Origin of the sequence: Streptomyces winkii, from assembly GCF_032248595.1 — a bacterium.
GTDB lineage: Bacteria > Actinomycetota > Actinomycetes > Streptomycetales > Streptomycetaceae > Streptomyces > Streptomyces winkii.
On record NZ_JASTTH010000005.1, the window covers coordinates 18908 to 33124 of the forward strand.

General features: G+C 71.1%; 11 protein-coding genes. 7 read left to right on the top strand and 4 right to left on the bottom strand.

The genetic code is table 11. The features are described from left to right. Window positions 1-239: 239 nt before the first annotated feature. A complete protein-coding gene (locus tag QQM67_RS15860; protein WP_028436999.1) occupies window positions 240-503 on the bottom strand; it encodes a WhiB family transcriptional regulator in 264 nt (87 codons plus the stop codon). Between the two features lie 787 nt (window positions 504-1290). Here QQM67_RS15860 and QQM67_RS15865 point away from each other — a divergent pair. From QQM67_RS15865 to QQM67_RS15875, 3 genes are all read left to right on the top strand, one after another. Next, on the top strand, window positions 1291-1818 hold the full coding sequence (locus QQM67_RS15865; protein WP_314174527.1) for a cysteine dioxygenase: 528 nt from the start codon (window positions 1291-1293) through the stop codon (window positions 1816-1818). Window positions 1819-1894: 76 nt separating this feature from the next. After that, window positions 1895-2884 (top strand): 2-phospho-L-lactate transferase, encoded by a 990-nt coding sequence (gene cofD, locus QQM67_RS15870; RefSeq protein WP_314174528.1) that lies wholly within the window; start codon window positions 1895-1897, stop codon window positions 2882-2884. Further along, window positions 2881-4278: a coenzyme F420-0:L-glutamate ligase gene (locus QQM67_RS15875; protein WP_314174529.1), complete on the top strand. Its 1398-nt coding sequence runs from the start codon at window positions 2881-2883 to the stop codon at window positions 4276-4278. Before cofD ends, QQM67_RS15875 begins: the two co-directional genes overlap by 4 nt. Before the next feature lie 39 nt (window positions 4279-4317). Here the strand turns inward: QQM67_RS15875 and QQM67_RS15880 are convergent, their stop codons facing one another. From QQM67_RS15880 to QQM67_RS15890, 3 genes are all read right to left on the bottom strand, one after another. Further along, on the bottom strand, window positions 4318-5232 hold the full coding sequence (locus QQM67_RS15880) for a DNA-3-methyladenine glycosylase family protein (protein ID WP_314174530.1): 915 nt from the start codon (window positions 5230-5232) through the stop codon (window positions 4318-4320). Between the two features lie 107 nt (window positions 5233-5339). Continuing rightward, on the bottom strand, window positions 5340-6422 hold the full coding sequence (locus QQM67_RS15885) for a mannose-1-phosphate guanylyltransferase (protein WP_314174531.1): 1083 nt from the start codon (window positions 6420-6422) through the stop codon (window positions 5340-5342). A 182-nt stretch (window positions 6423-6604) separates the two neighbouring features. Further along, window positions 6605-8086, bottom strand: coding sequence for a peptidoglycan recognition protein family protein (locus tag QQM67_RS15890; protein WP_314174532.1), 1482 nt, complete (start codon window positions 8084-8086; stop codon window positions 6605-6607). A gap of 176 nt (window positions 8087-8262) precedes the next feature. Between QQM67_RS15890 and QQM67_RS15895 the strand changes: the two genes are divergently transcribed. The 4 genes from QQM67_RS15895 to QQM67_RS15910 all read left to right on the top strand — a co-directional run bounded on the left by QQM67_RS15895 (window position 8263) and on the right by QQM67_RS15910 (window position 14132). Beyond that, window positions 8263-9021: a TIGR03089 family protein gene (locus QQM67_RS15895; protein WP_314174533.1), complete on the top strand. Its 759-nt coding sequence runs from the start codon at window positions 8263-8265 to the stop codon at window positions 9019-9021. A 199-nt stretch (window positions 9022-9220) separates the two neighbouring features. After that, window positions 9221-10522, top strand: a complete 1302-nt coding sequence (locus QQM67_RS15900) for an LCP family protein (RefSeq protein ID WP_314174534.1) — start codon at window positions 9221-9223, stop codon at window positions 10520-10522. Between the two features lie 164 nt (window positions 10523-10686). Continuing rightward, window positions 10687-12369 carry an LCP family protein gene (locus QQM67_RS15905; RefSeq protein ID WP_314174535.1) on the top strand — a complete coding sequence of 561 codons (1683 nt, stop codon included), beginning with the start codon at window positions 10687-10689 and terminating at the stop codon, window positions 12367-12369. A gap of 116 nt (window positions 12370-12485) precedes the next feature. Further along, a complete protein-coding gene (locus QQM67_RS15910) occupies window positions 12486-14132 on the top strand; it encodes an LCP family glycopolymer transferase (RefSeq protein WP_399067087.1) in 1647 nt (548 codons plus the stop codon). The last annotated feature ends 85 nt before the right edge of the window (window positions 14133-14217 follow it).

Below are 14217 nucleotides of genomic sequence, written 5' to 3' on the forward strand. Positions count from 1 at the left end.
CGAGGTGCGGGCCCCTCCCGGGGGTGCGGGGGCTGGTCCCCCCAACACGCTGCGACGGACTCATAGGCGCACCACCCCGCGGAGGGTCGCGCACCAAGGACGGGCCACACACTAACGGCTCAGTGAGCACTGCCCATCCGGTCCTGCGCGCTGTCGCACAACCAGGGGGACTTCTCGTCCGTGAAATCAGTCCCGTGAAAGCCGCCGCGCAGGCCGGGCATTCGCCGGCCGCGGGCAGTTCAGACTGCGGCCTTCTTCAGGCGCCGCCGTTCACGCTCGGACAATCCGCCCCAGATACCGAAGCGTTCGTCGTTCGCCAGGGCGTATTCGAGGCATTCGGAGCGGACCTCGCAGGCGAGGCAGACCTTCTTCGCCTCCCTGGTGGAGCCGCCCTTCTCGGGGAAGAACGACTCGGGATCGGTCTGGGCGCACAATGCGCGTTCCTGCCAGCCGAGCTCCTCGTCAACCTCTTCGACCAGCACTTCCTGGAACAGCTCGGTCATGTGCGCCCCTCGTCCGTCTTTGCGTCCCCGTGATGCCGTCGTTATCGATCGCGGCTGAACGACACGTGTGAAATTACAAGTGTGCCGATCCGCGCCAGTCAAGCCGAGATCTGCTATTGGGTCCGTTATTCACTCTGCGGAACCAAGCAGACCCAGAAAGTGTTGATATCACCCTGAACCGTCCCATATCGACTCGTGGATCACCGACCAAGACCCTCGGCGAACGGAGCCCGCACCTGATCCGGGAGTCGCCCGCCGGAAGCGGGCCGGACAGCCGTGATCACGGCTCGGTCACAGATGCACAACGACGTTCACGTGCGCGGGTGTTGCGGCAGGTGTCCGGGACCGGTGGAGCACAAACCTTTCTCCGCGCACCGCAACCGGATGTGATGAACCATTCACCGCGAACACGACATCCGAGTTGACAGCACCACGGGTCGCTCGGTCTCCTTGACCGCATGCCAGTGACTCCCGGGCCCGAGTTCTTCACGGCCGCCGCCGCGCGGCCTCTTCGCGCTGCTCGCGTCGCCACGGGTCACTGCCGCTGTCGCTGTCACTGTCGCTGCTGTTGAGGCGGTTCTCCGGCCGGGTCGCGGCCGGCTCCGGCTTCCCCTGCTTCGGCGCCTGACCGGCCTCACCGCCGCTTCGGCATCTCCGGTCTTCTCCGGCCTCACCGCCTGGTCAGGCCTTCTCGTGCCGGTTTCCTGAATTCTCCGGCGCTCCCCCGTTTCCCGTTCCCCGCCCGGCTCCGTACGGGCGCACCTCAGCGCGAAAGACCACCGACGACGTGAACAGCGACATCGAGATCGCGGGCGATCCGCTCTCCCTCCCCCACCTCATGCCCCCGGCCCCCGGCCACCCCGCCACCGTCGCGGACTTCGCGGGCCTGGCCCGCACGATCGCCGCCGACCGGCCCGGCTGGGAGCCGCTGGTGCGGTACGACGCGACCACCCGCTGGTACCACCGGCTGCGTACCGGTCCCGGCCACGAGGTCTGGCTGCTGAGCTGGCTGCCGGGGCAGGGCAGCGGGCGCCACGACCACGGGCCGTCCTCCGGGGTGTTCACCGTCCTGGAGGGCGAACTGACCGAGCACGCACGGGGGTTGAGCCGCGGGCTCCGGCCCGGGGCGCTGCGCTCGTTCGCGCCCGGCTACGTGCACGAGGTCGTCAACGACGGTCTGCGTCCCGTCGTCAGTCTGCACATCTATTTCCCGGGGCTGACCGAGATGCCGATGCGTCCCCGCGCGGCGCTTCACGCGGGCGGGACCACCGCCGTCGCGGCGTGCGCCGCGGAACCCGCGTCGCTCGACGTCTGAACTCCCCCGCGGCGCCCGTCCGCAGGCGGGTGACCGCCCTGCTGTGCGAGGGCCGTCTGCTGACACACTGGTCCGCATGGAGCGGATTGTGGTTCTGGCCGGGGGCATCGGTGGTGCCCGCTTTCTGCGCGGACTGAAGTCCGCCGTGCCCGACGCGGACGTCACCGTCATCGGCAACACCGGTGACGACATCCATCTGTTCGGGCTGAAGGTCTGTCCCGACCTCGACACCGTGATGTACACGCTCGGCGGAGGCATCCACGAGGAGCAGGGCTGGGGCCGTGCCGGGGAGTCCTTCGCGGTGAAGGAGGAGCTGACGGCGTACGGCGTGGGCCCCGAGTGGTTCGGACTCGGCGACCGCGACTTCGCGACCCACATCGTCCGTACGCAGATGATGGGCGCCGGATATCCGCTCAGCGCCGTCACCGAGGCGCTGTGCGCGCGCTGGCAGCCCGGCGTGACGCTGCTGCCCATGACGGACGACCGCGTCGAGACCCATGTGCTCATCGACACCGCCGACTTGGGGGAATCGCCGCGCAGCGACGGCGAGAGCCGCAAGGCCGTGCACTTCCAGGAGTACTGGGTGCGGCTGCGGGCCTCCGTCGACGCGCACGCGGTGGTGCCGGTGGGCGCCGAGAGCGCGAAGCCCGCGCCCGGCGTGCTGGACGCCATCGCGAATGCGGACGTCATCCTCTTCCCGCCGTCGAACCCCGTGGTCAGCGTGGGCACGATCCTCGCCGTGCCGGGGATCAGGGAGGCCATCGCCGACGCCGGTGTGCCGGTGGTCGGGCTGTCGCCGATCGTCGGCGACGCCCCGGTGCACGGCATGGCGGACAAGGTGCTCTCGGCTGTGGGCGTGGAGTCCACGGCGGCGGCCGTCGCACAGCACTACGGCAGCGGGCTGCTGGACGGCTGGCTCGTCGACACGGTGGACGCCGGTTCGACGCAGGCCGTCGAGGACGCCGGAATCCGGTGCCGCGCCGTCCCGTTGATGATGACCGACACGGAGGCGACGGCCGCCATGGCGCGGGAAGCGCTCGCGCTGGCGGAAGAGGTGGGCGCGTGACGACGGGTGGCGGCGCGGGGGCACCCGCCTTCCGGGTGTGGGCACTGCCCGGCATTCCCGAAGTGCGCCCCGGGGACGACGTGGTGAAGCTCATCGTCGACGCCGTCACGGCGCCGGCGGACCCGGCCGCCGAGCACGCCCACGGCCTGGCCGACGGCGACGTGCTGATCGTCACGTCGAAGATCGTGAGCAAGGCAGAGGGGCGCATCGTCCAGGCCGACGACCGGGAGGCGGCCATCGACGCGGAGACCGTGCGGATCGTCGCGCGCCGCGGGCCCGCGCGGATCGTGGAGAGCCGGCACGGATTCGTCATGGCGGCGGCGGGGGTCGACGCCTCCAACACCCCCAAGGGAACAGTGCTGTTGCTGCCCGAGGACCCCGACGCGTCTGCCGTGCGGATCCGCGAGGGCGTGCGGGACGCGCTGGGTGTCGACGTCGGCGTGGTCGTCACCGACACGTTCGGGCGGCCGTGGCGCGAGGGGCAGACGGATGTGGCGATCGGCGCCTCGGGCGTGCGCGTCCTGGAGGATCTGCGCGGCGGTCTCGACACGTTCGGCAATCCGCTCGGGGTGACCGTCACGGCCGTCGGGGACGAACTGGCCGCGGCGGGCGAGCTCGTCAAGGGCAAGGCGTCCGGCCTGCCCGTCGCCGTCGTACGCGGGCTGCCGCAGCACGTGCTGGAGCGGCGGTCCGCGCCGGGCGCGGAGGAGCCGCCGCACGCGGAAGAGCCCGTCGCCGACTCGGCGCGGGCGCTCGTACGGGACGCCGCGCAGGACATGTTCCGGCTGGGCACCTCCGAGGCCGTACGGGAAGCGCTCGCGCTGCGCCGTACCGTCCGGGAGTTCACGTCCGAGCCGGTGGACGGCGGTTCCGTGCGCCGGGCCGTCGACGCCGCGGTGACGGCGCCGGCCCCGCACCACACGACCCCGTGGCGCTTCGTGCTGCTGGAGTCCCCGGAGTCGCGGCTGCGGCTGCTCGACGCGATGCGCGAGCAGTGGATCGCGGACCTGCGCGCGGACGGCAAGAGCGAGGAGAGCATCGCCAAGCGGGTCCGGCGCGGGGACGTACTGCGGAACGCTCCCTATCTCGTGGTCCCGTGCCTCGTGGCGGACGGCTCGCACGACTACCCGGACGCACGGCGGTCCGCGGCGGAGCGCGAGATGTTCGTCGTCGCGTGCGGTGCGGGCATCCAGAACTTCCTGGTGGCGCTGGCGGGCGAGCAGCTGGGCTCGGCGTGGGTCTCGTCGACGATGTTCTGCCGGGACGTGGTGCGCGGCGTGCTCGGGCTGCCCGGCGACTGGGACCCGATGGGCGCCGTGGCCGTCGGGCACCCGGCGGCACCGCCGCGGCGCCGGCCGCCGCGCTCGGGCAGCGACTTCACCGAGGTGCGCTGAGGGCGCTGGGCGCCGGGTCAAAGGTGCGTCAGAGGTGCGTCAGAGGCGCGCGATGTCGCCGACGGGGAACCGCGGTTGACGCCGTGCCGGTGCCCGCCCCGCGAGCAGGATCAGCCGCGCGGCGCGGTGCCGCTGTCCCTCGTACGGGGCGAGCAGCTCCAGCATTCCGGCGTCGTCGGTGTCCCGCGCACCGGTCAGCGAGTAGCCGACGATGCGCGGCAGATGGAGATCTCCGACGGTCAGCGCGTCGGGGTCGCCGTTGCTGCGCTGGAGGGTCTCGGCTGCCGTCCACGGGCCCACGCCGGGGATGAGCTGCAACCTCCGCATCGCCTCCGCCAGCTCCATCGACGCGGCCTCCTCCAGGCGCGGCGCACGCTGCGCGGCCCGTATGACGGCGGCGGAACGCTTGCTGTCGACGCCCGCCCGGTGCCACTCCCAGGACGGGATGCGGCACCAGGTGCGGACGTCCGGCATGACGTACAGGTTCTCGTGCGGACCGGGCGCGCGCTCCCCGTACCGGCGCACCAGGAGCCGCCATGCGCGGTACGCCTCATGGGTGGTCACCTTCTGCTCCAGCACCGACGGGATCAGCGCCTCCATGACGAGCCCGGTGCGCGGCAGCCGCAGCCCCGGGTGGCGCCGGTGGGCCTCCCTCGTCAGCCGGTGGTGCGGCACGAAGGCTGACGGGTCGTCGTCCGCGCCCAGCAGGGCGGGCAGCCGGTCGAGGCACCACTCGCCGCCCGGTCCCCAGGCCTGTGCGCGTACGGCCGCTGTCGCCGCGTCAGCCGTGATGCACAGCGCCGCCGGACCGGCCGGAGTGCGGGTCGCCCGCCAGACGGCGCCGCCCTCGGTGCGGTAGCAGGGGTCGTACGGCCCGCGCCGCAGCACGCGCAGGTTGCTCCGCAGGTCGTACGACGCGGGCGCGGTCCAGGTACGGGTGGCGGTGTCGGGCACGCCCGACAGGGTATGCGTGCGGCGCTCACCGCACCCCGGGAGGGCCGCAAGCGGACATCTCACGGGGGCGGAGGATCAACGGCATCGGGGGCCGGACGGACGGGCGGTCACTGGTCGGACGAGAAGCGCACCGCGCCCGGCGGAATGTGCGCGCCGCACCACACGCGGATGCCGTCGCGCAGCTCGTTGCCCTCGCCGACCACGGCTCCGTCGCCCACCACGGCACCGTCGAGCACGGCGGCCGAACCGATGCGGGCGCCCGCGCCGATCAGCGAGTCCCGTACGTCGGCGCCGGGTTCGATGACGGCGCCGTCGAGCACGGCCGATCCGTCGACCCGCGCACCGGCGCCGACCGACGCGCCGGCGCCCACGACCGTCCCGCCCGTGAGCTTGGCGTCGGGGGCCACGCGCGCGGAGTCCAGCACGAGCCGGTCGCCGCAGCGGCCCGGCACGGCGGGCGAGGGCGCCCTGCCGAGCACGAGGTCGGCGGAGCCGCGTACGAACGCCTGCGGCGTGCCCAGGTCGAGCCAGTAGGTGGAGTCGACCATGCCCTGAAGATGCGCGCCGGCGGTGAGCAGGCCGGGAAAGGTCTCGCGCTCGACCGAGACCGGACGGCCCGCGGGGATGGCGTCGATGACCGCGCGGTCGAAGACGTACGCGCCCGCGTTGATCTGGTCGGTGACGATCTCCTCGGGCGTCTGCGGCTTCTCCAGGAAGGCGGTGACGCGCCCGTCCCCGTCCGTGGGGACCAGACCGTACGCACGCGGATCGTCGACGCGGGTGAGGTGGAGGGAGACGTCGGCTCCGGTCCGCGTGTGTGTGGCGACGAGCTCGCCGATGTCGAGCCCGGTGAGGATGTCGCCGTTGAAGATGAGCACCGGGTCGGACGGCGAGGAGTGCAGCCGCTGCGCGACGTTGCGGATCGCTCCGCCCGTGCCGAGCGGCTCCTCCTCCGTGACGTACTCCAGGTGCAGCCCCAGCTGCGAGCCGTCGCCGAAGTACGGCTCGAAGACCTCCGCCAGATAGGAGGTCGCCATCACCACGTGGTCGACACCGGCGGCGCGCGCTCTCGCGAGCTGGTGGGTGAGGAAGGGCACGCCCGCCGCCGGCACCATCGGCTTCGGCGTGTGCACGGTCAGCGGACGCAGCCGGGTGCCCTTGCCCCCGACCAGGAGGATCGCTTCTGTCACCGGTTTGTCTTCGCTTCCTGACTGACGGAGGAGGCCTGAGCCGGGTGGTCGGCGATCAGTTTATGCAGCGGCGCCGGGCCGTGCCCCGGCCCGGCGCCGTGCCCGCGCGCGTCCGTTGCCGCGTGCGTGCCCGAGGCCGGGCCGACGTCCGAGGCCCCGTCCGAGGCCCGTCCGAGTCCGCGTCAGCGGCGGCCCTGGAGCCGTCCCGCCTCCGTCCGTACGCCGGGGAGTTCGCGGTAGAGCTTCTCGCCGGGGCACTCCGTGGTGAACCCGTCGCGGTGGCCCGAGACGGCGTTGAGCGTCGCCCTGCTGCCCTTCTTGTACTTGGTGCCGCCGTCCGACGTCAGCGTCACCTTGCCGCTCGCGTCGACGCCGTGCACGCCGAGCTTCCAGGCCGTCAGCTCGGAGAGCGCGCGCCTTACGGCCTTCGAGGGCACCGTCGTGGAGTACGTGCCGAGGACCGCGATCCCGGTGGTGTCCGCGTTGAAGCCCAGCGTGTGGGCGCCCATCACCGGTTTGGCCACGCCGCCGGCGCGGCCCTCGTAGATCTTGCCGCACTTGTCGACGAGGAAGTTGTATCCGATGTCGCGCCAGTGACTGCTCTCCACGTGGTAGCGGTAGATGCCGCGGATGATCGCCGGCACGTCCCCGCAGCTGTAGTCGTTCGTCTCGGCCGAGTGGTGTACGAAGGCCGCCTTCACGGTCCTGCTGTACGTGAACTCCCGCTCGCGCAGCGTCTCGTCGGCGCCCCAGCCCTTGCGGGTGACGATCTGCGGGCGCGGTCCGATGCGGCTGTCCTCCGCGCGGTCCTGCTTCGAGGGGGTCGCGTCCGCGGCCTCGTCGCCGTACGTGGAGCGCGTGTCCGCCCTGTTGAGTTCGGGCAGCACTCCGCCGGGGCGCTTCTCGGGGTCGTCGCCGTCCCGGGCGTGCCGGGTGCCGCCGGCGCGCGAGGAGGCGCCGGGCGACTTGCCGGGGTCGACGAGTTCGAGGCGCGCGCCCGCGGGCAGTCCGGCCTCCGCGGCCTGCTTCCCGCGCGACGTCCCTCTCGCCTCCGCCCCGTCGGCCTCCGTACCGCTCGCGCTCGTCCGGTCCGAGCCGGGCATGATCCGTACGCGCACGGCCGTCGAGTCGCCGACCCACAAGGGGGCGGTGGCCCCGAGCGCCTTCGCGCCGGAGCGGTCGCGCTCGCCGGGCTCCGGGCTGCCGTCGCCGTGAGTGTCCAGCGTCCGCCACGCGGACCACTTGCCGGTGCCCCCGGCCCGCGACTGCACCTGGAGCCGCCCCGGCGGTACGGCGCCCGGGTCGTCCCAGACCACGCCCACGAGCGAGAAGGGCTTCACCTTCCGGGAGGTCACGCGTCTCCCGCCCGACGGGTCGTCCTCCCACTTGGAGAGCAGCTTGTCGCCCGAGCGGGTTCCCTCACCGCGGGGCCGGAGCGAGAGCGACTGGGTGCTGCCGGGGACGGAACCGCCGTCCTCCGCGGCGGCACGGTCGCCTCTCTGCGCGCCGCCGGGCCCGCGGGGGGCTGCCGGGGGTGCGGCGTCCTCGGCGGATGTCGAGCGCTTGCCGGACAGCATGGATTGGGCGGACTCGGTGGGCGCGAGCGGCAACAGCAGAGCTCCTGCACACGCGGCACCGATCGTGGTGACTAGTAGTGCTCGCATGACGCGATCGTGCACATAGGCACAGTTATCTGTCTATTCGGACAAAATGGCACAGCTGATGCTCCGTCCGATACCTGGTGTCACGCTCCGTCAGCGCGCGAGGGGACCGCTGGGCACCGGTTCGCGCACGGCTACTCCGGCGGCCGCGCGGAATCCCGCCCGCGTAGGCTTACCGGGTGAGCACTCCACCACGCACCCCCGCCGACCTGCTGGGTTCCGCGCTCGGCCAGGACCCCGGGCGTCCGCTTGTGACGTTCTACGACGACGCCACCGGGGAACGCGTCGAGCTCTCCGTCGCCACCTTCGCCAACTGGACGGCGAAGACCGCCAATCTGCTCCAGGACGAGCTGGCCACCGAGCCGGGCGACAGGCTCGCCCTGCTGCTGCCCGCGCACTGGCAGACGGCCGTGTGGCTGCTGGCCTGCTCCTCGGCGGGCGTCGTCGCCGATGTGCAGGGCGATCCGGCGGCCGCCGCGCTCGTCGTCAGCGGCCCGGACTCCCTGGAGGCGGCACGCGCGTGCGGCGGCGAGCGCGTCGCGCTGAGCCTGCTTCCGCTCGGGGCGCGCTTCCCGGAGCGGCCCGCCGGGTTCGTCGACTACGCGGCCGAAGTGCCGGGCCAGGGCGACCAGTTCATGCCGTACGCACCCGTCGGCGCCGACGACCCTTTTCTCCTTCCGCCCGGCGCGCAGACGCCGCTCACCGGAGGCGAGGCCGTAGAGCGCGCGCTGGCGGACGCGGAGTCGCTCGGCCTGTCGGCCGGCTCGCGGGTTCTCTCACTCCGTCCGTACGACAGCTGGGACGGGCTCAGCGCCGGGCTGCTGGCACCGCTGGCCGTCGGCGGATCGGTCGTACTGTGCCGCAACTCCGCGGGCCTGGACGCCGCTGCTCTCGGCAAACGCGGCGAGGACGAGCGCGTCACCCACACCATCGACTGAGCGGGGCTTCCGACCCGCCCCCTCCTCCCCGTGCGTCCCGGCACGGTCAGCGATGATCGGCAGTATTCAGCGATGATCAGCAGCGATCAGCGCTGCGTACAACCTTGTACGGGTTTCGGGCGTCTGCCTACGTGACCGGCGCCCACACGCCTGTACGCGTCCCGCATGCGCCGCCGAGACCACGAGGGATGACGCAGACGTGACCGATTCCGGGAGCGACGACGACAGAGCGACCGAGCACGGCAGTACGCACACCGCTGCCCCGGCGTCTCCGCGCCGCCACCGACGCCGCCTGCTGCGGCTGGCCTCGCTGGCCGCCTCGGTGCTGGTCCTCGCCGCGGCCGGCGTCGGCTGGACCCTCTACAACAAGCTCGACGGCAACATCCGTACGGACGTCGGCACCGCGAGGGAGCTCAAGCACTACGAAGCTCAGCGCCCCCAGCCCTCCACCGGCGAGGCCGAGAACATCCTGCTCATCGGCTCCGACAGCCGCAGCGGCGGCAACAGCGCATACGGGCGCGACGGCGGCGGGCAGCGGTCGGACACCGCGATCCTGCTGCACATCTCCGCGGACCGCCGCAGCGCGACCGGCGTCTCGCTCCCCCGGGACCTGATGGCCGAGATCCCCGCGTGCACGGGCCGGGACGGCAGGCGTACGCACGCGCGCTTCGCGCAGTTCAACACCGCGTTCCAGACCGGGGGCGCCGCGTGCGCGATCCGTACCGTCGAGACGCTCGCGGACCTGCGCGTCGACCACCACCTCGTGGTCGACTTCACCGGCTTCAAGTCCCTGGTCGACACCGTCGGCGGCGTCGAGGTCTGCCTCCCCGGCGCGGTCCGCGACCGGGACGCCAAGCTCGAACTCCCCGCGGGGCGGCAGGTTCTGGGCGGAGAGGACGCCCTCGGCTACGTACGCGCGCGGCACGGGCTCGGAAACGGCAGCGACACAGATCGCATGAGCCGGCAGCAGCAGTTCCTCGGATCACTGGTGAAGAAAGTACGGAGTAATGGTGTCCTGCTGAATCCGGCGAAGCTCTATCCCGTACTGCACTCCGCGACCTCCGCGGTGACCGCTGACGAAGGGCTGGATTCCCTGAGCGAGCTGTACGAACTCGCGCGCGGCGTACGGAATGTCCCGGAGGATCAGGTGCGCTTTCTCACCGTCCCGCGGAAGTCGTACAGACTCGACAAGAATCGCGACGAACTGGTGCAGCCGGACGCCGACAGGCTCTTCTCACAACTGCGCCAGGACCGGCCCGTACAGGTCGGCGGACGGAGCGGCGACGACGCCGCAGGCAGCGAGGACGCCAAGGCCGGGACCGGGCAGGAGACTTCCGGAGACGCAGATCAGGGAGGCAGGAACCAAGGCGGCGGAGCCGCCGTCAGATCCTCGGTGCGCCAGGGGCCGCAAAGCCCCGCACCGGAAGGCACCGGCCGGCCCGGGGAACCGGCGCCGGTCTACCGCGGAACGACCGCGGCCCGTGATGTCTGCCGTACATGACATCTACACCGGTGACCGCGCTGGGATTGGGGCGAATTGACCACTTCTGAGCCCGTGGAAATTGTCACCGCCGTCGCTCGCCGCCGAACCTGGCGGATAGTGTGGCCGCTTCGGTCCGCCCTGACAGGGCGACGCCAGGCGGCAAATGGAGGACTTACGCAATCGTGAACGCGCAAGGCCGTGGGCACGCGGGAGATGTCGATCCCGCGGATCAGTGGGTGTTCGATCCGAGCACCGGCAGCTACAAGCTGCGACTGAACCCTGTTGCCGGAGACTCCCGGAGTCGTTCGGCCAGCAGCCGTCCCGACGCGCCGCGCCAGAGCAGAGCGTCGGCCGCCGAGGGAGTGGAGCCCCGGCTTCCTTCGCAGCGCCGCCGCGGGAGCCGGGCGCAGCCTCCGCCGCCGCCGGCGGGCCACGGGCGCCGCAAGCGCAGGCCGGGCCCGTCGAGGAAGCAGAAGGTTCTGCGCTGGGGCGCCGGGACTCTGGGGCTGATAGTGGTCGCCGGGGGCGTCGCGGGCTATTTCCTGTACGACCACTTCAACGGGAACATCGACAAGGTCGACGTCGGCAAGAGCAACGCGGCGGTGACCGACGGTCCGGTGAACATACTCGTCCTCGGCACCGACTCCCGTAAGGGCAAGGGCAACGCCGGCTACGGCGACAACGCCAGCGTCGGCCACGCCGACACGACGTTCCTCTTCCACGTCTCCAAGGACCGCACCAACGCGACCGCGCTGTCCATCCCGCGCGACATGATCACCGACATCCCGAACTGCCCCACGAAGCAGAAGGACGGCTCGACGAAGAGCATCCCGGGCCAGCAGCAGGCGCGGTTCAACACCAGCCTCGGCCAGTCCGGCCGCGACCCCGGCTGCACCTGGCGCACCGTCGAGAAGATGACCGGTGTCAAGATCAACCACTTCATGATGGCCGACTTCAACGCCGTCAAGGAGCTCTCCAGCGCCGTCGGCGGCGTGCAGGTGTGCACCGCGAAGCCCATCAAGGACCCCAAGTCGCATCTGAACCTCGCGGCCGGGAAGCACGTCGTGAAGGGCGAGCAGGCCCTGGCGTTCGTACGCACGCGGCACTCGATCGGCTTCGGAAGCGACCTGGACCGCATCAAACTCCAGCAGCAGTTCCTGAGTTCGATGATCCGGAAGATGAAGTCCGGTGACACGCTCAGCGACCCGTCCAAGCTGTTCGACCTCGCCAACGCCATGACCAAGGCGCTGACGGTCGACACCGGCATCGGCACCGTCGGGAAGCTGACCGACCTCGCCAAGGACCTTCAGCGGGTCGACATCAAGAACATCACCTTCGCCACCGTCCCGGTCGTGGACAACCCTGACGACCCGGCAACCGTCGTACTGGACGAGGCGAAGGCAGAGCCCCTCTTCAAGATGGTGCAGGCGGACAAGTCGCTCACCAAGACGAAGAAGGGCTCGAAGGGGAAGGAGCCGGCGAAGGCGGAGAAGGTACCGGCGTCGCAGGTGCGCGTGGATGTGAGCAACGGCGGCGGCCCGGTGGGCGCGGCCCAGGAGACGGTGGACTGGCTTCAGAACGACAAGGGTGTCGGGCTGTCGACGAACGCGGGCAACGCGCCGTCCCAACTGTCCAAGACCACGCTGGAGTTCTCCTCCAGCCAGGCCGGGCAGGCGGCCACGCTCGCCGAGATGATGGGGCTGCCGAAGTCGGCCATGAAGCAGAGTTCGAGCGTCGGCAAGGCGATGAAGCTCACGCTGGCCAAGGACTTCACCAAGGCGGGAGAGCCGGTCTCCGCGCCCGAGAAGGCGCCGGACGGCGTCCAGAACGTCAAGGCGAACGACAAAAAGGTGTGCGCGAAGTGACGTACGTGCCCTCCGGGCGCCGTGACCGGGCGCCCCGGCGCGACGCACACACCGCGTGAGGACGAAACGGGGGAGGTCCCGTGCGGCATCACAACGGCACCAACGGTGACCGGGGCATGCAGGGCGGCGCGCGCGTGCGCGACCGCCGGTGGGACTCGGAGTACGAAGCGGGCCGCGTGCCGCGACAGCGACAGCGGTACTCACAGACAGGCGGCGGCGGTATGGATCCGGGCGACTACGGCGGCGGAGGAGACGAGGGCGGAGGCAGCCCTCCTCCGCGTAAGAAGAGACGCGTCCTGCGGTGGTTCACCGTCTGCCTGTCCCTGCTGATACTCGCCACCGCGGGAGCGGGCTACTTCTACATCGAGCATCTGAACGGCAACCTCGGCAAAGACGTCCTCAACCTCGGCGACAGCAAGCTCGACAAGAGCAATCCGAACGCCGCCGGGCAGACGCCCATGAACATCCTGCTGCTGGGCTCCGACTCCCGGCAGTCCAAGAAGAACGTCCAACTCGGCGGGGCCAGCGGCGACCGCGAGCGGCCACCCCTGGCCGACGTACAGATGCTGCTGCACGTCTCGGCCGACCGCAGCAACATGTCGGTGATCTCCGTCCCGCGCGACACCAAGGCGACGATCCCCAAGTGCACGGACCCCGACGACCAGAAGGTCTACGAGGAGACCACCGACAAGATCAACACGAGCCTCCAGCACGGCGGTCCCGGCTGCACGGTCGCCACCTGGGAAGAGCTGACCGGCATCCCGATCGACCACTTCATGATGATCGACTTCGCCGGCGTGGTCTCGATGGCGGACGCGGTCGGCGGCGTGCCCGTGTGCGTGAACAACAACGTGTACGACCCGCAGTCCAAGCTCCGGCTGAAGAAGGGCAACTCCGTCGTACGGGGCGAGCAGGCCCTGCACTGGCTGCGCACCCGCCACGGCTTCGGTGACGGCACCGACATCGGCAGGGCCCGCGCCCAGCACATGTACATGAACTCGATGGTCCGGCAGCTGAAGTCCGGCACGAAGCTCTCCGACCCGGGACAGATGCGCGACCTCGCCGAGGCGGCCACGAAGGCGCTCACCGTCGACGAAGGCCTCGGCAGCGTGAAGAAGCTCTACGACCTCGGAAACGACCTCAAGCGCGTCCCGACCAAGCGCATCACCATGGCGACGATGCCCTGGCAGTACGCGCCCGGCGGCTACGTCGTGCCGAAGAAGGGCGACGCCGACGACACCTTCTCGCTGATCCGGAACGACATCGCCCTGGACGGCAGGGACAAGAAGAAGGCCTCGGCCGACAAGCCCGAGCCGAGCGAGCCGTCGGCACCCAAGTCCGAGATCCCCGTACGCGTGATGAACGGCACCGGAAGCGCGCTCCAGCCGCCGGTGAGCGGGCGCGCGGGCGTCATCTCCGAACAGCTCGGACGCAGGGGCTTCGCGCAGGCCACGGCCGACCAGACGCCCAAGTCCCAGGCGGACACGACGATCAGCTACCAGCGTGAGGGCGAGCGCGGCGACGCGCTCGCGGTCGCCAAGGCGATCGGGCTGCCGGAGAGCGCCGTCAAGCACTCCAGCGGCGTGCAGGGCGTGACGCTTGTGATCGGCGGCGACTGGCGCGAGGGCACGGTCTATCCGAAGGGCGCCGCCGGAGGAGGCTCCGGCAAGAAGAAGGAGAACAAGGCCCCGGACAGCGCCGACGCGCTGCGCGGTGACAACGACAAGGCCTGCATGGAGGTCAACCCCTCCTACGTGTGGTGATCCGGCGGACGTGACGAGAGAGAGGGAGGGGGCGGCCACCGAAGCGGCCGCCCCCTCCCTCTCTCTCGTCTTGCGATTCTCGCGA

Excerpts from the sequence above, each read along its gene's own strand:
- QQM67_RS15860 (WP_028436999.1), bottom strand. The coding sequence starts at position 503 with ATGACCGAGCTGTTCCAGGAAGTGCTGGTCGAAGAGGTTGACGAGGAG.
- QQM67_RS15910 (WP_399067087.1), top strand. The coding sequence starts at position 12,486 with ATGCAGGGCGGCGCGCGCGTGCGCGACCGCCGGTGGGACTCGGAGTAC.
- cofD (WP_314174528.1), top strand. The coding sequence starts at position 1,895 with ATGGAGCGGATTGTGGTTCTGGCCGGGGGCATCGGTGGTGCCCGCTTT.
- QQM67_RS15890 (WP_314174532.1), bottom strand. The coding sequence starts at position 8,086 with ATGCGAGCACTACTAGTCACCACGATCGGTGCCGCGTGTGCAGGAGCT.